Origin of the sequence: Thermomonas beijingensis (genome assembly GCF_020034655.1) — a bacterium.
GTDB lineage: Bacteria > Pseudomonadota > Gammaproteobacteria > Xanthomonadales > Xanthomonadaceae > Thermomonas > Thermomonas beijingensis.
The window spans coordinates 33,291-51,226 of sequence record NZ_JAIQDJ010000008.1 but is presented as its reverse complement, the minus strand read 5'-3'; the positions used below and the strand labels follow the sequence as shown (position 1 = coordinate 51,226).

Sequence of the window (17,936 nt, the reverse complement as noted above, 5' to 3'; positions counted from 1 at the left end):
TGCGGTCAGGCCGACGGGGTCTCCTGCAACGAGGCCAGCAGGAACATCCGCGCTTTCTGCCAGTCGCGGCGCACGCTGCGCTCGGAACGCTGCATCAATGCTGCGATCTCCAACTCCGACAGGCCGGCGAAATAGCGCAGCTCCACCACCTGGGTCAGGCGTGGGTCGACCGCCGTCAGCCGATTCAGTGCGGTATCCAGCCCCAACATGTCCTCGTCCAGACGCAAACCGCCTTCAATGTCCTCGGGCAAGTCGGTCACCCGGTGCAGGTCGCCGCCGCGCTTTTGCGCCAACCGCTGACGGGCGTAATCCACAATCACCGAACGCATTGCCGATGCGGCATAGGCGAAGAAGTGCGCGCGGTCATCGAACTTGGCACTGCCATCGCCGCGCCCGATCAGTTTCAAATAAGCCTCATGCACCAGCGCGGTGGCATTCAGCGTATGCCCGTGCTGTTGGCCGGCCAGTTGCCGGCGCGCCATGCCATGCAATTCCTGATACAGCGTGGCCAGCACCCGATCCAGCGCGCCACGATCACCCTCGCGGGCGGCATCCAGCAAAACAGTGATGTCACCAGCAACGGTCATTGCGGCCAACAGGAGACGGGGGAAGCGGCAGCATAACGAATGCGGGTTGTGCTTGCGCAACCGTCAGCGTTGGCAGTGCCCGCACCAGACACTGGCACGCTGGCCGATAAGCGCATGCTTCAATGCGCGGCCACAGCGCGGACAGGGCGCACCAGCACGCCCATACACCTGCAATTCCTGCTCGAAATAGCCCCGCGCACCATCGGGTGCGATGAAGTCGCGCAAGGTGGTGCCGCCGCGCTCGATGGCCTGCTGCAGCACCTGTTGCGATGCCGCCGCCAGCGCGGCATAACGTTCACGGCTGATCTTGCCGGCTGCGCGCAGCGGTGAGATGCCGGCCATGAACAGCGCTTCGGCGGCGTAGATATTGCCCACCCCCACGACTACTGCCTGATCCATCAGGAAGGTTTTGACAGCACTGCTGCGACCTCGGCTGCGTGCAAACAGATAGTCGCCATCGAAGCCCGCTTCTAGGGGCTCGGGGCCAAGCCCCGCCAGCAGCGAATGGGTTTGCCCCGGCGCTTGCCAGAGCAGGCAACCAAACCGGCGCGGATCGTGAAATCGCAACAGCTGACCATTGTCCAGCGCGATGTCCACATGGTCATGCGCGCGCACCGGGGTCACCGGCGGCACCACCCGCAAATTGCCGGACATGCCCAGGTGCAACAACGCACTCCCGGCCGCGGTATCCAGCAGCAAATATTTGGCGCGCCGGTAAATGCCGCGGATACGTTGCCCCGGCAGCAGCACCGATACTTCCGGCGGGATCGGCCAGCGCAGATCCACGCGCCGCAGCACAACGCCGGTTACGCGCCGGCCTTCCACATGCGGGGCCAGGCCACGGCGGGTGGTTTCAACTTCGGGGAGCTCGGGCATGCGGCCATCATGCCGTGCCTGGGCACCACTCAGCTAGGGCATGGCATCATGGCGGCTGATTGGCTATTTCCACCCTTTCCGAGTCCCGTAATGTCTGTGTCGATTCTGGATTTCATTGCCGGTGGCCTGCTGCAACTTGGCTGGCTGGAGATGTTGTTGTATCTGCTGGTGGTCACCCAGATCACCATTTTCACGGTGACGTTGTATCTGCACCGTAGCCAAGCCCATCGCGGTGTGGATTTTCACCCGCTGCTGGCGCACTTCTTCCGGTTCTGGAGTTGGTTGACCACCTCGATGCTGACCCGCGAGTGGACGGCAATCCATCGCAAGCACCACGCCAAATGCGAAACCGAGGATGACCCACATAGCCCGATGATCAAAGGCATCGGCATGGTGTTCTGGCGCGGCGGTGATTTGTATCGCGAAGCGCGGCTGGATCGTGCCTGCATCGAGCAATACGGCAAGGGCTGCCCGGACGATGCGGTGGAGCGCCACCTATATAGCCGTTTCCCCGATTTGGGCGTGCAGTTGCTCTTGCTGATCAGTTTCGTGTTGTTCGGGGCCAAGGGTGTCGCGGTGTGGGCCATCCAGATGGCGTGGATTCCGTTTTGGGCAGCCGGTGTGATCAATGGCCTGGGACACTGGTGGGGCTACCGTAATTTCGAAACCACCGACACCGCCACCAACTTGACCCCGTGGGCGGTGTGGATTGGTGGCGAAGAATTGCATAACAACCATCACGCATTTCCGTCTTCGGCGCGGTTTGCGATGCGCCGGTTCGAGTTCGATATCGGTTGGGCCGCCATCCGCGTGCTAGCTGCGCTGCGCCTGGCCAAGGTGCTCAGGGTGGCACCACGTCTGAATCTGCGCCCCAACATCCAGACCCCGGATACGGAAACCTTGAAAGCTTTGGTCGCGCATCGTTTCCAAGCCATGACCGACTACCAGCGCAATGTGTTGAAGCCGGCCCTGTGCGATGAAGCCGCGGCCGCCGGTGCCAAGTTGCGCGCCTTGCTGCCACGCAAACTGCGGCGTGGTATCGCAGACGATGGCCGCTGGCTGAAGCCGGACGCACGCGAGCAATTGCGGGTATGGGTGGCATCCAAGCCGCGCATCCAGACCTTGGTCGAGCATCGCAATCGCTTGGCCGAAGTGTTGGAAAGCCGCGGCCACGATGCGACTGAAAAACTCAAGCGCTTGCAGGCATGGTGTGCCGAGGCCGAAGCCAGTGGCGTGCGTGCGCTGCAAGATTACGCCGCCCGTTTGCGCGGCTATGCGCTTTTGCCGGCATGAGCTTGCCGGCATGAGGCGGGCCACCGCTGTTGCGCTATTGACATGTGTACTGCCACTCGCAGCACCGGCACAAGTCCAGCGCAGCAGCGATTACCTGGCGAAGATGGATAGCGATGGCGATGGCCGGGTGTCCTTGCTCGAATATCAAGACTGGTTGAGTTATGCCTTTGATCGGATGGACCGCAACCACGATGGCGTACTGAATGCCGACGAGCAGCCCGGCGGCAAGCGCAAGCCCATCACGCGTGAGGCCTACCGCGCGCAACTGGCCGAGCGCTTTCGCAAGCAGGATATGAATCACGACGGGTTCCTGGGCGCCAAGGAATTGGCAGCGCCGCCGCAATAAGCCAGCCCGCAGCGGGTGGCCGTATGATGGCGCAAATTTTCAACCCGTCTCTGCCGCATGGCCAAGCTCAACCCCCTGCAACAACAACTCCTCAAGGCCGGCTTGGTCAAAAAATCCAAGGCTGCGGAAGTGGCGCGTGAACAGCACTTGGCGCACCACGCCAAGTCCGCGCAAACCCAAACCGATGCACAACGCGAAGCCGAACGTGCGCGTGCCGGCAAGGCCGAGCACGACCGCGCACTGGAAGCGCAGCGCAAGGCGCAGGCCCGCAGCCGCGAACTGCATGCGCAGGCGCGGCAAATCATCGCAGACAAGCACGTGGCGCAGGCCGGCGAACAGGACTACCGCTTCGCTGCCGGTGACGCGATCCGCAGCGTGCGGGTGGACGATGCGCTGCGCAAGCAACTGGCCAGCGGCGCATTGGTGATTGCGCAATCGGGCGAGCGCTACGCCCTGCTGCCGCGCAATGCCGCCAGCAAAGTGCGCGACCGTGCGCCCGAACTCATCGTGCTGGATCACGGCCAAGCCGCCAGTGATACCGCCGCAAGCAGCACGTCAGAGGACGATGCCTACTACGCGCAGTTCACGGTACCGGATGATCTGATGTGGTGAGGCACAACAAAACGCCGACCCAAGGCCGGCGTTTTGTTGGCTGCTTTTTGCGAGTGGCTTACCAGATCTTCACGCGCGCATCCGGTGCCAGGTAGAGTTTCTGCCCATCCTTCACATTGAAGGTGGCGTACCACGCATCGATGTTGCGCACGGTGAGTGCGCGCCACTGGCCGGGGGCGTGTTCGTTGCCCACCACCTGCGAGCGCAGTGCGGCATCGCGCATCTTGGTGCGCCAGGCTTGTGCAAACGCAAGGAAGAAGCGCTGATCGCCGGTCAGGCCGTCGATCACCGGGGCGTCTTTGCCATTGAGTGACTTGTGATAGGCCACATACGCCGCTTGCAGGCCGGACACATCGGCGATGTTTTCGCCCAAGGTTTGCTTGCCGTTGATGTGCAGACCCGGCAGCGCTTCGTAACTGTCGTACTGCGCGGCCAGTTTGTCGGCGGCGGCTTTGAAGTGGGCGGCATCATCGGGGGTCCACCAATTGTGCAGGCGGCCCTGGTCGTCGAATTCGGCTCCCAGATTATCGAACCCGTGGCTGATTTCGTGGCCAATCACCGCACCGATCGCGCCGTAGTTGGCGGCCGCATCGGCCTTGGGATCGAAGAACGGCGCTTCCAGAATCGCGGCCGGGAAATTCATCGCATTTTGCAGGGGCAGGTTCACTGCGTTCACGGTTTGCGGGGTCATCCACCATTCCTTGCGGTCGGGCGGAGTGCCCAGCTTGGCCAGCTGGTGCTGGTATTCGGCCAGGCCCGCGCGTTGCGCATTGCCCAAAGCGTCATCGGGCTTGATGTCGAGCTTGGAATAATCGCGCCACGTGTCCGGATAGCCCACGCCCACCAGCATGGTTTCGGCTTTCTGCTTGGCCTGCTTTTTGGTCTCCGGGGTCATCCATGCCAGCTTGTCCACGCCATCGCGGAACGCGGCCAAGATGTTGTGCACCAGATCTTCCACCTGCGCCTTGGAGCTGGCCGGGAAGTACTGTTTCACATACAGCTGACCGATGGCATCGCCCAGCGCGCTGTCGGTGGCGGCCAGTGCGCGCTTCCAGCGATCACGCTGCTGGGTGGCACCCGACAACTGGGTGCCATAGAAGCCAAAGCGCAGATCGGCATAGGCCTTGGGCAACAGGCCTGCACTTTGGTTGATCAGGTGGAAGCGCAGGTAGTCCTTCCACACCGGCAGCGGTTGGCTGGCCACCAGCGCCGACAGTTGCTTGATGGCGTTGGGCTGCCATGCAATCAGGGTGGACTGCTTGGCCAGCCCGGCGGCATCGAAGAATGCCGTCCAATCCATGCCCGGCGCTTGCTTGACGAAGTCGGCCACCGGCCACGGATTGTTGGCCTTGTGGATGTCCTGGGTATCCACCACGCTGGCCTGCGCCTTGGCGATCTTCATTTCCAGATCAAAGATGGCCTGCGCCTGCTGGGTGGCATCGGCCTGGCCGGCCTGTTTGAGCAGGGCGGCGATGTAGGTTTTGTAGGCCTCGCGGTTTTTCGCCATGTCCTTGTCGGCAGACAGGTAGTACTCGCGGTCGGGCATGCCGAGGCCACCTTGCAGCAGGTAGCCGGTGTTCTTGCTGGGGTCATTCAAACCTGCGGCCACAAACAGCCCCAGCAGGTGTTCGGTGTAGTAATTGGTGGCGTTCACCGGGTCCACGTCGGCGCGCAACGTGCCGCCCAGATAGCGCGACAGGGACGCGCCATCGGCAATTGCATCCACTTCCGCCAACTTGGCTTGCAGCGGTGACATGCCATGCGCTTCGATGCCGGCTTCATCCATGTAGGCAGCGTAATAATCGGCGATCTTGCGCTCGTTGCTGCCGACGGCCGGGTTTTGCTTTTGCAGGCCCTGCACCAAATCGGACAGGCGCTTTTCCGCCTTTTCGAACACGCTGTAGAACACCCCCGTGCTGGCGCGGTCGGCGGGAATTTCGGTCTTCTGCTGCCAGATGCCGTTGGCATAGGCGTAGAAGTCGTCACCCGGCTGCACGGCTTTGTCGATGCCGGCCAGATCAATGCCCACGGTGGGCGCGGCAGCGGGTGCGGCGGCGACCGGCGCGGTGCTGGCGGATTCGGTCTTGGGTTTGCAGGCGGTCAGTGACAGGCCGGCAAGAGTGCAGAGCATGGCAAGCGCCAACGGGGTGCGGCGAAAGGAGGCTGGCAACATGAGAAGGCTCTTCTTGAGTGAAAGGAATGCGTGATGGGGATGCGTGAAACAGGACCACGGTGCGCCTATCCTGCACCGTTTGCAGTTGCAAACATGTGCAGGAAGTCAGATTGTCTTGTGGACAAGATGGCGAAATTGCACCGGATTTAACAGGAAATCAACGTCTGGCCCGGCGCGCTTGCGGCACACTCAAGAACTACGCACGGTGTCGTGCGCGCACCGCATCCTTGGAGCATCACATGAGCGACTTATACCCGGTGGATCCGGCATTTGCGGCACAGGCCAATCTTTCAGCTGCAGATTACCAACGCGATTACGCCCAGGCCCGGCAAGACCCGGATGCCTTCTGGGGTCAGATGGCCACGCGCCTGGATTGGTACACCGCACCCACCGTCATCAAGGATGTCAGCTTTGATCTGAAAGACTTCCGCATCCGTTGGTTTGCCGATGGCCAGCTCAACGCCAGCGTGAATTGCCTGGATCGGCATCTGGCAACAAACGGCGATAAAACCGCACTGATTTTCGAGCCCGACAGCCCCGATGCGGTGGCGCAAAAACTCACCTACCGCCAGCTGCATGCGCGCGTCTGCCAATTGGCCAACGCACTGCGCAATTTGGGTATTGGCAAGGGCGATCGCGTGACGATCTATTTGCCGATGATCCCGGAGGCGGCCATTGCGATGCTGGCCTGTGCGCGCATCGGTGCGATCCACATGGTGGTGTTCGGCGGCTTCGCGCCCAACTCCATCGCCGACCGTGTGGCCGACTGCACCAGCAAGCTGATCATCACCGCCGACGAAGGCCTGCGCGGCGGCAAGAAGGTGCCGCTGAAGGCGAACGTGGACGCGGCGCTCAAGCTGCCCGGCACCCACTCGGTGGAGACCGTGCTGGTGGTGCGGCATACCGGCGGCGCGGTGGACATGCAGATGCCGCGCGACCGTTGGTTGGATGCGGTGATGGATGGCCAGCCGGCGACCTGCGAACCCGAACGCATGCACGCGGAAGACCCGTTGTTCATCCTCTACACATCCGGCAGCACCGGCAAACCCAAAGGCGTGTTGCACACCACTGCCGGCTATCTGCTGTGGAGTGCGTACACCCACGATGTCACCTTCGACCTCAAACCCGAGGATGTGTTCTGGTGCACCGCCGATGTGGGCTGGGTGACGGGCCACAGCTATATCGTGTATGGCCCGCTGGCCAATGGCTGTACCGAGGTGATGTTTGAAGGCGTGCCCAACTATCCCAATTTCTCCCGGTTCTGGGAGGTGATCGACAAGCATCAGGTGACGATTTTCTATACCGCACCCACCGCCATTCGCGCCTTGATGCGGGAAGGCGAAGCGCCGGTGCGGGCAACGTCGCGCAAGAGTCTGCGCCTGCTGGGCAGCGTGGGCGAGCCGATCAATCCGGAAGCGTGGCGTTGGTATTTCGATGTGGTGGGCGAGGCGCGTTGCCCGATCGTGGATACCTGGTGGCAAACCGAAACCGGCGGCATTTTGATCACCCCCATTCCCGGGGTGACGGATCTCAAACCCGGTTCAGCCACCCAGCCGTTGCCGGGCGTGGTGCCGGCCCTGGTGGATGCCGAGGGCCATGTGTTGCATGGCGCTACCGAAGGCAATCTGGTACTGCTGGATTCGTGGCCCGGGCAGATGCGCAGCGTGTATGGCGACCACCAGCGGTTCATCGACACCTATTTCAAAACCTATCCCGGGATGTATTTCAGTGGCGATGGTTGCCGCCGCGATGCCGATGGCTATTACTGGATCACCGGCCGCGTGGATGATGTGATCAATGTCAGCGGCCACCGGATTGGTACCGCCGAAGTGGAAAGCGCCCTGGTGCTGCACAAGGATGTGGCCGAAGCGGCGGTAGTGGGCTTCCCGCATGACCTCAAGGGCCAAGGCATTTATGCCTACGTGACGTTGAAGCAGGGCATCGAGCCCAGCGAAGCCCTGCGCCGCGAATTGGTGCAACAGGTACGCAACGAGATTGGCCCCACCGCCACCCCCGACTTCATCCAGTGGGCGCCCGGCCTGCCCAAAACCCGCAGCGGCAAGATCATGCGCCGCATCCTGCGCAAGATCGCCGAAAACGCCCCCGACCAACTCGGCGACACCACGACCCTGGCCGATCCCTCGGTGGTGGAGTCGCTGGTGCAAAACCGGCGCGAGGCGTAAGCAACTTGCGCAGCGCGCGGCCGGGTTGCGGGCCGAGCAGCTCTGCGGCCACCGCAGATTGCTCGACCTTCGATCAAACCTTGCTGGGGTTATCGGCGGGCTGCGCTGCGTGCACCCAACCGGCAATGACGGCAAACAGCAGCAAATGCACGGCCGCCGAGACCAGCCGGCCACTGGCGGCGTCCGCCAGCGTGGTGGGCCACGCTTGCGAAAGCGCGGCACCGGCAAAATTCCAGCCCCAATGCAGACCCACGGCGGCCCACAGCGAGCGGAAGCGATAGGCTGCCGCGGCGTAGGCCAGGCCGAGGCAGAACAGGCGCAGTTGTTCGGTCAGGCCCCAGTCGAAGCGCCACAGATGATTGCCGGTGTAGAGCAGCGCCGAAGCCAGCACATAGGCCCAGAAGCCCAGCGGCTTGGGCGTGAAGCGCAGCAGAAAGCCGCGGGTGAGGATGTCTTCGGCCAGTGACGGGATAAAGGTGGTCAGCGCCAGCAGGCCCAAGGCCGAAACCGGCAACGCGAGCATCGGTGCGAACGTCTCGATGCCCAGCCCCAGCGCCAATGCTTCGGCGGCAAATTTCGCCAGGATCGCCAGCAGCAACCCACCACCCAGCAGCCCCAGCCAGCGCGGGCGCAGCAGCCCGAACGCGCGCCAACCGCTGCCGTCGATCCAGCGCCCCACCGGCCATGCCAGGGCCAGCGCCAACAGCATCAATGCCGGCCCCAGCGGATTGCCGCGTGCAACCACGGTTTGCAGGCCTTCCGAGGCCTGATAGACCACCAGCAGCAACAAGAATCCGAGTACGACGCGCTTGTTCATGGGCGTTGCCTTGTGTTCACTTCGTCTGCTGTGTCGCCACCCACGCACGCACTTGGGTTTCCAGTACCGGCAGCGGCACCGAGCCTTGCGACAGAATCACGTCGTGGAAGGCTCGCTCGTCGAATTTGCTGCCCAGTGCGGTTTCCGCTTCGCCGCGCAGGCGGCGGATGGTCAGCTCGGCCAATTTGTAGGACAGCGCCTGTCCCGGCCAGCTGATGTAGCGATCCACTTCAGTGGTGATCTCGTGCTCGGACAGCGCGGTGTTGTCGCGCAGGTAGGCCAGCGCCTGTGCACGCGTCCAGCCCATGTGGTGCACGCCGGTGTCGATCACCAGCCGGCAGGTGCGCCACATCGCATAGGTCAGCCGGCCGAAGTCTTCATACGGGGTCTGGTAGATGCCCATTTCCTTGCCCAGCCATTCGCTGTACAGGCCCCAACCCTCGCCGTAGGCACTGATGTATTCCTTGCGAAAGCCGGGCAGCTCGCCTTGTTCCAACACCAAGGATTGCTGCAAGGAATGCCCGGGGGAAGACTCGTGCAGGGTCAGCGCCGGCAGGTTGTACAGCGGGCGGCTGGGCAGGTCATGGGTGTTCAGCCAATAGGTACCCGCACCGCCCCGGCCTGCGGTCCAGAACGGCGCAATGGACGCCGGTACCGGCACGATGGTGAAGCGCCCGCGCGGCAGGGTGCCGATGATTTTCCCCACTTCGCCATCCACGCGTTTGCTGATCCAGGCGGCATCGTTGAGCAGCTCTTGCGGGGTCTTGGCGTAGAACTGCGGGTCGCTGCGCAGGAAGCTCAGGAAGTCGGCAAAGCGCGTTTGCGGCGAGCGGCCTTTGAACCCCACCTGGTCGATGATCGCGTCCATCTCGGCATGGATGGATGCAACTTCTTGCAGGCCGATGGCATGAATTTCATCGGGCGTTAAGTCCAAGGTAGTGTAGTTGCGAATCTGCTCGCGATACCACGCCTTGCCATTGGGCATGGCTTCGGCGGCCAGCGTGATGCGCGCCTTGGGCATGTAGTCCTGGCGGAAGAAGGTGAGCAGTTTGGAAAATGCGGGAATCACCGCATCCGCGATGGCGGCGCGGCCTTCTGCGCGTAGTGCCGCTTGTTGCTCGGCCGGAATGGTGGAGGGCATTCGTTTGTAGGGTGTCCACAGCGAAGCCGCTTCGGGGTCTTTCAGGTGCGCAGTCATCGCGATGGAATCATCGCGCCCGGTCAATACCGCGCGCGGCACCGAAAACCCACGCGCAAGGCCGGCACGCATGTTGGCGATCTGCTGGTCGAAGTAGCGCGGCACATCACGCAGGCGTGCGGCATAGGCGTGGTAGGCGGCGGCATCGCGCAGCTCGGCGCGGGCCATGAAATCCAGATTCGACCAGAACGAGCTATCCGAATTGAACGGCATTTCATAATCACGAAAGCGCAGCGCCGCCGCCGTGTGCTCGATCTGCGGGCGATAGATCGCGTAGTTCAATTGCTCGCCCGCCGAAAGCGCCCGTACATTCACGCCATCCAGTTGCTTGAGCACACCCTCCAGATAAGCCAGCTTGTTGGCCTGTGCTTGCGGACTGACATCGGGCAGGCTGCGGTTGCGTGCGGCGGCGTTGGGATCGCCATCCTCATCACCACCAGAGGACTGCTGCGTGCGCCATGTCCATTCGGTTTGGTAGATCGACTGGAAGGCTTTGTCTGCGACGGTGGGCTGCACAGCTGGCGCGGCAGTTTGGGCAACGGCAAACGCAGGCAGCAGACAGAGGGCAAGCAGCAGTCGTTTCACGGATGCAATCCAGTCAGGAGGGGACAACAATGCAAGATGGGTTGCGTGTGGCGATACCCCTCTTGCCCTGCTCAATGCCCGGCGCGGTCGCGCTTCCAGCCGCGGTGGCGAATATCCAGATACAGGCTGTAGCAGGCGGTGAAGCTGGGGAACAGGTTTTGCAAAATACCCACGGCGTCATTCTTGCCGAAGATGAAATAGCTCAGCGTCATCAGGCTGCCGACAATGCTCATGTACCAGAACAAACGCGGGATCACCGGCTTGCCGTGCCGGCGGCTGGCGATGAACTGCACCAACCAGCGGCCACCAAACATCAGTGCGCCGATCAACCCGATCAATTTCCACGGGCTCATGTGAATGCCGGTCCACGCCAGCGCGGCCACCGGCGTATCCATGAAGCCCACCGGCGGCAACATCACGGCGTCACTTCCTCAACGGCGGTGCGCCGGCTGCGCACAATCAACCACGCCACCCCGCGCAGGTCACGGATACCTGCCAGTGCACGGCCCAGATTGTTGTACTTGGACACCCCAGCGGTGCGATGGCGATGATTGACCGGCACGCTGACGGTTTGCCAACCGGCGCGCTGCATCAGGGCCGGCAGGTAGCGGTGCATGTGGTCGAAATACGGCAAATCCAGGAATGCCTCACGTTCGAACAATTTGATCCCGCAGCCGGTGTCCGGGGTGGCATCGTGCAGCATGCGGCTGCGAATCGCATTCGCCCATTTGCTGGCCCAGCGCTTGCTGCCGGAATCCTGCCGGTTGACCCGCCAGCCGGCAAACAATTTCACATCGGCAACGGCGCTGGCGCGCTTGTCCAGAAGGTGTGGAATATCGGCGGGATCGTTTTGGCCATCGCCATCCAGGGTCGCAATCCACGGCGCGCGCGCCGCCTTGACACCATTGCGTACGGCGGTGCTTTGCCCGGCATTGGCGAGGTGGCGAATGACGCGCAGCTCGGGCGTACTGGCCTGCAATTGGCGCAGGCGTTGCAAGGTGGCATCGCGCGAGGTGTCATCGACATACACGATTTCAAAATCGATACGGCCGCGGAGTGCAGCGAGAATTTCCGCGACCAACGGCGCGACGTTGTCTTCCTCGTTATGCACGGGGACAACCACCGACAGTTGTGGATGTGCGCTCATGCGGGGTGACTCACGTACGGTTGCGCAGCCGTTCCAGCACGCCGTCCAGCGCATCCAGATTGGCGTAATGGATGATCAGCTTGCCTTTGTTGCCGCGCCCGTTGAGTACGCTGACCTTGCTGCCCAAGGTGTCGGATAGTTCGCGTTCCAAACTGGCGATGTCGGCTTGTTTGGGCTTGGCCTTGGGGGCCGGTTTCTTGGCTTCGGTGACCACTTTGCCGGCTGCGATCAGTTGCACGCGGCGCTCGACTTCGCGCACCGACCAGCCCTCCTCGGCGGCCTGTTTGGCCAAGGCAATCGCCATCGGCTCGGCCAGCGGCAACAAGGCGCGGGCATGGCCCATTTCAATCGCGCTGCTTTGTACCAAGGCGCGCACCGGTTCCGGCAATTCCAGCAGGCGCAGCAAGTTGGACACCGCCGCCCGCGAGCGCCCCACCGCCTCGGCGGCAGCGGCGTGGGTGAGGTCGAATTCGTCGATCAGGCGTTGCAGCGCTTGCGCTTCTTCCAGCGGGTTCAGGTCTTCGCGCTGAATGTTTTCGATCAGCGCCATCGCCACCACGGTGCGGTCATCGACTGCGCGGATGACCACCGGCACGTTGGACAGCCCGGCGCGCTGCGAGGCGCGCCAGCGGCGCTCGCCGGCGATGATTTCGTAGGTGCGGCCACCCTTGCCATCGGCGCCTAGGCGTTCACGCACCACGATCGGCTGGATCACACCCTGTGCTTTGATGGAGGCCGCCAAATCATCCAGCTTGGCGTCGTCCATGGTGCGGCGCGGCTGATATTTGCCGGGCACCATGGCGTCCACCGGCAAGCTGCGCAGCGCTTCGCCAGGTTGCGCTTCCAACACCGGTGCCGAGGCCGCAGCCTTGGGTCCCAGCAACGCTTCCAGGCCGCGCCCCAGTCCCCGCTTCTTGCCGCTGCTTTTGCTTGCCTCGCTCACGCTGTGTTCTCCTTTGCCTGCGCCTGATTGCGTTCGCGCTGGCGACGCAAGACTTCTCCTGCCAAGCCCAGATAGGCCACGCCGCCGCGGCTGGCTTTGTCGTAGCCGATGATGCTCTGGCCGTGGCTGGGTGCTTCGGCCAAACGCACATTGCGCGGAATGATCGTGCGGAACACGCGGTCACCAAAATGCTGGATCAGCTCCGCAGACACGCCATTGGCCAGATTGTTGCGCACGTCGAACATGGTGCGCAGCACGCCTTCGATTTCAAGCTGGGGGTTGAGCCTGTCCTTGAGCGCGTCGATGGTGTCGATCAATGCCGACAATCCTTCCAGCGCGTAGTACTCGCACTGCATCGGCACCAAGACCGAATCGGCGGCGTTCAGCGCATTCAGCGTGAGCAGCGACAGCGACGGCGGGCAATCGATCAGGATGAAGTCATAGCCATCGCGCAAAGGAGCCAGCGCCTGTTTGAGCCGGCCATTGCGATTCTCGGCATCCATCAACTGGATTTCGGCGGCGGTCAAATCAATATTGCCGGGCAGCAGGTCGTAGCCGTCTTCGCAGCGCAGCAGTGCGTCCTGCGCGCTGTTATCGCCCAGCAAGACATCGGTAATTGCAGTGTCCAGCTCGCGTTTGTTGATGCCGCTGCCCATGGTGGCATTGCCCTGCGGATCCAGATCCACCAGCAGCACGCGCTTGGGGGTACGCGCTAAGGCGGCGGCCAGATTGACGGCGGTGGTGGTCTTGCCAACCCCGCCTTTCTGGTTGGCAATAGCAATGATGCGGGCCATGCGGCGTGTGTTTCCTGCGGCTGGGCCTGCGCGGCGCGCAGGCAGGACAGGGGATTATGCCCTATGCCTGCGTCCGCACGATGTCCACAAGATGCCGTTCTGCCGCCAAGCCGGGGACTTGCAACGTATGGATGCCGGCCACCTGCCAGCCCGCCGGCAGGGCGTCGATCTCGTCCTGTGGCAGCGCACCCTTCATCGCCAATAGATGCCCGGCCGGCCCCGGCAGGTGCCCGCCCAGCTGCAAGATCAGCGGCAAGGTGGCCAGCGCACGTGCGGTGATGGCATCAAAGGGGGTGCCAGGCTGGAACGCCTCGATGCGGGATTCGGCCACGCTGACATTGCCCAGCTTGAGTTGGCGTACCGCTTCGCGCAAAAAGCGCGCTTTCTTGCCGTTGCTCTCCACCAAGGTGACGTGCAGGCCGGGGGTGGCAATCGCCAGCGGGATGCCGGGCAGGCCGGGGCCGGTACCCAGATCGGCCAAGCTGTGCAGCGCACCCACAAACGGCTGCATCGCCAACGAGTCCAGCACATGCTTGACCAGCATCTCGTGCGGGTCGCGGATCGCGGTGAGGTTGTAAGTGGCATTCCAGCGCGCCAGCAGCGCCAGATAGTCCAGCAGTGGCGTGGCAAGTGCGGTCGGCAACCCCAGTTGGGTCAGGCCGGTCTCTGATGCGGGGCGCAGGGTGTCGTGCATCGGCCTATTGTAGAAGCTGCGCCTGGCCGCGCAGCTCTACCCACGCCGGGGCGTGGTCACTGGGGCGCTCCCAGCTGCGCGGTGTTTTATCGATGCCCACTGCCTGCACCTGTGCCTTGAGTGCATCCGAGACCAGGGTCAAATCAATCCGCAGCCCCAGATTGCGGCGGAATGCCGCTTGCCGGTAATCCCACCAGCTGAACAGTGCCGCGTCGTCGTGCTTGAGCCGCAAGCCATCGTGCAGGCCCAGCGCCAGCAGCCGTTGATAGGCGCTGCGCTCGGCGCTGGACGTGAGGATGTGGTCGTCATTCCATACCGCGGCATCGGGAACATCGCGGTCATCCGGCGCAATATTGAAATCGCCCAGCACCACCAGATGGGGATGCGCCTTGAGTTCCTCCGCCAGCCAGCCATGCACCGCATCCAGCCAGCGCAGTTTGTAATCGTATTTGTCGGTGCCAAGGTCTTGCCCGTTGACCACATACAGATTGACGATGCGCACACCGTTCACGGTGGCCGCAATCGCGCGTGCCTGCGGGTCTGCGAAATCCGGGATGCCCGATTGCACCGCGGCGATGGGGTGCCGCGCCAGCAGGGCCACACCGTTATAGGTCTTCTGGCCATGAAACACGCTGCGATAGCCCGCCTCCAGCAGCGCATCTTCCGGAAACCGATGATCCTCCAGCTTGGTTTCCTGCAAGCCCACCACATCCGGTGCGAAGTCGGCCAACCACTGCTGCAATTGCGGCAGCCGCACGTTAAGGGAGTTGACGTTCCAGCTGGCGATTTTCATGATCGCGATATCCAGTTGATTTAATTGGAGGGTTCTACCCCGAACCGGGGCTCAGAACTCGAACTGATTACCTAAAGCCGCGACAGCAATCCCTCCACCGACCGCTCGACGACGTACTCCGCACGCGATTCGCCAACAGCCAGCGACAGGAAGTGCGCCTTGCCGCACTTGATCTTGCCTTCCTCGATTGGCCGTAGTGCATCGCTGAACAGACTGCCCTTGGTTTCAACCACAAAATACAAGCGCTCCTGTCCATCGTTACCAACCAGCAGCACCGCCCAGTCCGGGTTGTAGTTATCCAGAGGGGTCGGGATTTTGAACCAGCCCGGCAGCTTGGCATAGACCTTGATCGCTTCGTTCCGCTCCAGCTCGCTGGCGAAATTGCGCTCTACATCCGAGTCGTAGACCACGTGTTCGTACACGGCTTTTTCGGTGTTCATCAGCATGTTGTCGATGTAACCCCGCAGCTCCTTCTCTTGGAACAATTCCTGCGCGTAGTACTCCCCATCACCGATGCGCTGGTATCCGGGCTGCATCCGGGGGCGAACCAGGTCGATGACGCGCTCTGCGCCCGAGTTCCTGATGATCCTCATGCGTTGGACCGCTCGCGTCGCAGATCATCGAGAGAACCCGAAACCACGGTTTCGATGAAATCGACCTCCAGGCCGAGGACGGCCGCGATCGCCAACAGTTTGCGTGCACCGAACTCCGCGCATCGCCCGCGCTCAAGCCGGGAAAGCATCTCTTGCGCGACACCGGCCTGCCGGGCGACGTCACCCTGCTTCAAACCAAGCGAGCGTCGTCGGTCTGCAATGGCGTGCCCCAACTCAAGGATTGTCTGCATTCAACTTATTCGGCAAAACCCCAATGTAAATAGATAGCATTTTGACTAATATGTCAAATCATGGGATTGGGTGATTCTGTCTACCTCAATACCCCGCTGCGTCCAATGCTTTTTCGGCTTCGCGGCGGCCAATGTCGATCAATTCGCGGGCGCGCCAGAATTCGTAGAACTCGCAGGCGTCGCGTGGGATATGGATCAGCAATTCGGGGGGTTCCAGCGCCAGTTGCACGCGGGCGATGCGCTCTTGCATGGTTTCCAGCGAACGCGTCATCACTTCCATCAGGCCGAAGTGGTGCCCAGGTGGCGCGCCATCGTCGTCGCCAAAATGCGCATCCCACCAGCGGCCAAGGATGCCGGGCGTGCTCTTGCCATTTTCGGCATCGACATCGCGTACCGGCGTGTCGGCACGTTGCGGTGGCGCGCTGTGGATATCCACGGCCACCACCCGATGCGGGCCGGCCAAGCGCGTGGCAGTGATTGGCAACGGTGCCAGCAGGCCACCATCCACCAAATCCATATTGCCGATGCTGAGCGGCGTGAAGATGCCAGGAATGGCAAATGAGGCGCGCAGGGCGTCCCACATGTCGCCGTGGCGCAACCAGACTTCACGTTGGCTTTTCAGATCCACTGCGACTGCGGTGAAATCAATCGGCAGCTCTTCGATACGCGGCTCGCCAATCACTTCGCGCAGGGCGCGCACCAATCGGTTGCCGGTGAACATCGCCGGCCGGCTGATGCCGGGATCAAGCAGCCGCAACATTTGGCTGCGACTGGTGGCGCACATCCAGTCGCTCAGTTCGGTCAATTTGCCGGCGGCAAAACACCCACCGACCAAGGCACCGCAAGATGTGCCGGCGACTGCCGTGACATACAAGCCACGCGATTGCAGTACTTCGATCACGCCAATCTGCGCCAGCCCACGCGCGCCGCCACCACTCAACGCCAACACGATTGAGGCATCTTGGGCGGGTTGTGACGCGTCGTTGGTCAGCGGCTGCGTCATGTGCCTGGCTCATAATTGCTGATGGCCAGTTGCAAATGGCTGCGCAGTTGCTCGCGCAGCGATTTGGGTTCAATGATTTCGGCATCGGCACCGTAGTGCAGCACGTCCATCAGTAATTCACGCGGCACCGAATACGGCACCTTCAACTCGTAACTGCCATCGGCCAGATGCCGGCCCTGTTGCTGCGAATGCCAATGCTCATCGGCCACCCAGCGCGCCGCCTTCGGGCTGAAGCGAATGGTGGCCCAGGCTTTGGGGGCACCGGAAAAGATGCCGTAGCTGCCGGCCAAATGCGCATCCAGCTCGGTATCCGCCACGTCACGTGCCGCACCTTCCACAAATCGCGCCGCGGTCATGCGGTCGATGGAAAAACTTCGCAGCGCCTCGCGATCTTCGTCCCACGCATCCAGATACCAGTTGTCGCGATAGTGGGTGAGGCGCTGCGGGCTGACCATGCGTCGGGTTTTTTCATCGGTGGAACGCGCGCGATAGTCAAATGCCAATTTGCGCCGCTCGAGGACGCACGAGGCGACGATGCGGAAGCTGTGCTCATCCATGCTGCGGCCACGATGCGGGATCACCCGCACCCGCTGCATCGGCACGTGCTTGCTACCCGAATGCGCGTCCAGCAATTTTTCCACGCGCTGTTGCAGCGGCGCCAAGGCGGCCGACAACATGCCGCCGCTGCTGCGTTCCAGCAATTGCTGGGCGGCCAACAATGCGTGCAATTCTTCCGAGTTCAACCACAGGCCGGGCAGCTCGAAGCGCTCGCTTTCGGCCTTGTCATAGGCAAAACCGGCTTCGCCATCGCCGACTACCGGGGCCATCAGTGCATCACGCAAAAACGCGATGTCGCGGTACACGGTGGCCCGCGAGCAAGCCAGTTCATCCTGCAGCCGGGCTACGGTGATCGGGCGGTGGGCGGCCTGTAATTGGCGATGCAGGGCAATGATGCGTTCGTAGCGTTCCATGCCCGGATTATGCGTCAGTGCGCCGTGCGTGGGGCAGGCACCGCCGCGCAGTCAGGCTTGGGCCATACCTGCTGCGG

General features: G+C 62.5%; 19 protein-coding genes. 4 read left to right on the top strand and 15 right to left on the bottom strand.

Going from position 1 to position 17,936, the window contains the following annotated elements; all coding sequences use genetic code 11:
- Positions 1-5 precede the first annotated feature (5 nt).
- Complete coding sequence (locus K7B09_RS11410; protein WP_223629589.1) at positions 6-587, bottom strand: ECF-type sigma factor; 582 nt, start codon at positions 585-587, stop codon at positions 6-8.
- Between the two features lie 63 nt (positions 588-650).
- The gene (mutM, locus tag K7B09_RS11405; protein ID WP_223629588.1) at positions 651-1,463 is read right to left on the bottom strand and encodes a bifunctional DNA-formamidopyrimidine glycosylase/DNA-(apurinic or apyrimidinic site) lyase; all 813 of its coding nucleotides are present in this window, start codon (positions 1,461-1,463) and stop codon (positions 651-653) included.
- Between the two features lie 90 nt (positions 1,464-1,553).
- Here mutM and K7B09_RS11400 point away from each other — a divergent pair, with 90 nt between their 5' ends.
- The 3 genes from K7B09_RS11400 to K7B09_RS11390 are packed head-to-tail and all read left to right on the top strand — an operon-like array spanning position 1,554 to position 3,714.
- A complete protein-coding gene (locus K7B09_RS11400) occupies positions 1,554-2,756 on the top strand; it encodes a DesA family fatty acid desaturase (RefSeq protein ID WP_223629587.1) in 1,203 nt (400 codons plus the stop codon).
- 10 nt (positions 2,757-2,766) lie between these two features.
- The gene (locus K7B09_RS11395) at positions 2,767-3,102 is read left to right on the top strand and encodes an EF-hand domain-containing protein (protein ID WP_223629586.1); all 336 of its coding nucleotides are present in this window, start codon (positions 2,767-2,769) and stop codon (positions 3,100-3,102) included.
- 57 nt (positions 3,103-3,159) lie between these two features.
- Complete coding sequence (locus K7B09_RS11390; protein WP_223629585.1) at positions 3,160-3,714, top strand: DUF2058 domain-containing protein; 555 nt, start codon at positions 3,160-3,162, stop codon at positions 3,712-3,714.
- A gap of 58 nt (positions 3,715-3,772) precedes the next feature.
- On the opposite strand, the gene K7B09_RS11385 is transcribed toward K7B09_RS11390, so the two are convergent.
- Entirely contained in the window at positions 3,773-5,845 is a 2,073-nt protein-coding gene (locus K7B09_RS11385) for a M13 family metallopeptidase (protein ID WP_223629584.1), read from the bottom strand.
- A gap of 281 nt (positions 5,846-6,126) precedes the next feature.
- On the opposite strand from K7B09_RS11385, the gene acs reads away from it, so the two are divergent.
- A complete protein-coding gene (gene acs / locus K7B09_RS11380; protein WP_223629583.1) occupies positions 6,127-8,070 on the top strand; it encodes an acetate--CoA ligase in 1,944 nt (647 codons plus the stop codon).
- A 73-nt stretch (positions 8,071-8,143) separates the two neighbouring features.
- Here the strand turns inward: acs and K7B09_RS11375 are convergent, their stop codons facing one another.
- The 12 genes from K7B09_RS11375 to K7B09_RS11320 all read right to left on the bottom strand — a co-directional run bounded on the left by K7B09_RS11375 (position 8,144) and on the right by K7B09_RS11320 (position 17,859).
- Positions 8,144-8,887, bottom strand: a complete 744-nt coding sequence (locus K7B09_RS11375; RefSeq protein WP_223629582.1) for a CPBP family intramembrane glutamic endopeptidase — start codon at positions 8,885-8,887, stop codon at positions 8,144-8,146.
- Positions 8,888-8,903: 16 nt separating this feature from the next.
- On the bottom strand, positions 8,904-10,679 hold the full coding sequence (locus K7B09_RS11370) for a DUF885 domain-containing protein (protein ID WP_425507862.1): 1,776 nt from the start codon (positions 10,677-10,679) through the stop codon (positions 8,904-8,906).
- 62 nt (positions 10,680-10,741) lie between these two features.
- Positions 10,742-11,065, bottom strand: coding sequence for a lipid-A-disaccharide synthase N-terminal domain-containing protein (locus tag K7B09_RS11365; protein WP_223629619.1), 324 nt, complete (start codon positions 11,063-11,065; stop codon positions 10,742-10,744).
- A gap of 20 nt (positions 11,066-11,085) precedes the next feature.
- On the bottom strand, positions 11,086-11,817 hold the full coding sequence (locus K7B09_RS11360; RefSeq protein WP_223629581.1) for a glycosyltransferase family 2 protein: 732 nt from the start codon (positions 11,815-11,817) through the stop codon (positions 11,086-11,088).
- A gap of 10 nt (positions 11,818-11,827) precedes the next feature.
- Entirely contained in the window at positions 11,828-12,760 is a 933-nt protein-coding gene (locus K7B09_RS11355) for a ParB/RepB/Spo0J family partition protein (RefSeq protein WP_223629580.1), read from the bottom strand.
- Complete coding sequence (locus tag K7B09_RS11350) at positions 12,757-13,554, bottom strand: ParA family protein (protein ID WP_223629579.1); 798 nt, start codon at positions 13,552-13,554, stop codon at positions 12,757-12,759. The genes K7B09_RS11355 and K7B09_RS11350 overlap by 4 nt, the downstream gene beginning before the upstream one ends.
- A gap of 61 nt (positions 13,555-13,615) precedes the next feature.
- Complete coding sequence (gene rsmG, locus K7B09_RS11345) at positions 13,616-14,248, bottom strand: 16S rRNA (guanine(527)-N(7))-methyltransferase RsmG (RefSeq protein WP_223629578.1); 633 nt, start codon at positions 14,246-14,248, stop codon at positions 13,616-13,618.
- A 4-nt stretch (positions 14,249-14,252) separates the two neighbouring features.
- Positions 14,253-15,041 carry an exodeoxyribonuclease III gene (gene xth / locus K7B09_RS11340; RefSeq protein ID WP_223629577.1) on the bottom strand — a complete coding sequence of 263 codons (789 nt, stop codon included), beginning with the start codon at positions 15,039-15,041 and terminating at the stop codon, positions 14,253-14,255.
- A gap of 71 nt (positions 15,042-15,112) precedes the next feature.
- Positions 15,113-15,634 (bottom strand): restriction endonuclease, encoded by a 522-nt coding sequence (locus tag K7B09_RS11335; protein ID WP_223629576.1) that lies wholly within the window; start codon positions 15,632-15,634, stop codon positions 15,113-15,115.
- Complete coding sequence (locus K7B09_RS11330) at positions 15,631-15,885, bottom strand: helix-turn-helix domain-containing protein (protein WP_223629575.1); 255 nt, start codon at positions 15,883-15,885, stop codon at positions 15,631-15,633. Before K7B09_RS11330 ends, K7B09_RS11335 begins: the two co-directional genes overlap by 4 nt.
- A gap of 85 nt (positions 15,886-15,970) precedes the next feature.
- On the bottom strand, positions 15,971-16,888 hold the full coding sequence (locus K7B09_RS11325) for a patatin-like phospholipase family protein (RefSeq protein ID WP_223629574.1): 918 nt from the start codon (positions 16,886-16,888) through the stop codon (positions 15,971-15,973).
- Positions 16,885-17,859, bottom strand: coding sequence for a helix-turn-helix transcriptional regulator (locus K7B09_RS11320; RefSeq protein WP_223629573.1), 975 nt, complete (start codon positions 17,857-17,859; stop codon positions 16,885-16,887). The genes K7B09_RS11325 and K7B09_RS11320 overlap by 4 nt, the downstream gene beginning before the upstream one ends.
- Positions 17,860-17,936 lie beyond the last annotated feature (77 nt).

Coding starts and splice junctions, on each gene's coding strand:
- K7B09_RS11360 (WP_223629581.1), bottom strand. CDS start 11,817: ATGAGCGCACATCCACAACTGTCGGTGGTTGTCCCCGTGCATAACGAG.
- K7B09_RS11325 (WP_223629574.1), bottom strand. CDS start 16,888: ATGACGCAGCCGCTGACCAACGACGCGTCACAACCCGCCCAAGATGCC.
- K7B09_RS11410 (WP_223629589.1), bottom strand. CDS start 587: ATGACCGTTGCTGGTGACATCACTGTTTTGCTGGATGCCGCCCGCGAG.
- K7B09_RS11395 (WP_223629586.1), top strand. CDS start 2,767: ATGAGGCGGGCCACCGCTGTTGCGCTATTGACATGTGTACTGCCACTC.
- K7B09_RS11320 (WP_223629573.1), bottom strand. CDS start 17,859: ATGGAACGCTACGAACGCATCATTGCCCTGCATCGCCAATTACAGGCC.
- rsmG (WP_223629578.1), bottom strand. CDS start 14,248: ATGCACGACACCCTGCGCCCCGCATCAGAGACCGGCCTGACCCAACTG.
- xth (WP_223629577.1), bottom strand. CDS start 15,041: ATGAAAATCGCCAGCTGGAACGTCAACTCCCTTAACGTGCGGCTGCCG.
- acs (WP_223629583.1), top strand. CDS start 6,127: ATGAGCGACTTATACCCGGTGGATCCGGCATTTGCGGCACAGGCCAAT.
- K7B09_RS11365 (WP_223629619.1), bottom strand. CDS start 11,065: ATGGATACGCCGGTGGCCGCGCTGGCGTGGACCGGCATTCACATGAGC.
- K7B09_RS11390 (WP_223629585.1), top strand. CDS start 3,160: ATGGCCAAGCTCAACCCCCTGCAACAACAACTCCTCAAGGCCGGCTTG.
- K7B09_RS11330 (WP_223629575.1), bottom strand. CDS start 15,885: ATGCAGACAATCCTTGAGTTGGGGCACGCCATTGCAGACCGACGACGC.
- K7B09_RS11375 (WP_223629582.1), bottom strand. CDS start 8,887: ATGAACAAGCGCGTCGTACTCGGATTCTTGTTGCTGCTGGTGGTCTAT.
- mutM (WP_223629588.1), bottom strand. CDS start 1,463: ATGCCCGAGCTCCCCGAAGTTGAAACCACCCGCCGTGGCCTGGCCCCG.
- K7B09_RS11400 (WP_223629587.1), top strand. CDS start 1,554: ATGTCTGTGTCGATTCTGGATTTCATTGCCGGTGGCCTGCTGCAACTT.
- K7B09_RS11350 (WP_223629579.1), bottom strand. CDS start 13,554: ATGGCCCGCATCATTGCTATTGCCAACCAGAAAGGCGGGGTTGGCAAG.
- K7B09_RS11385 (WP_223629584.1), bottom strand. CDS start 5,845: ATGCTCTGCACTCTTGCCGGCCTGTCACTGACCGCCTGCAAACCCAAG.
- K7B09_RS11335 (WP_223629576.1), bottom strand. CDS start 15,634: ATGAGGATCATCAGGAACTCGGGCGCAGAGCGCGTCATCGACCTGGTT.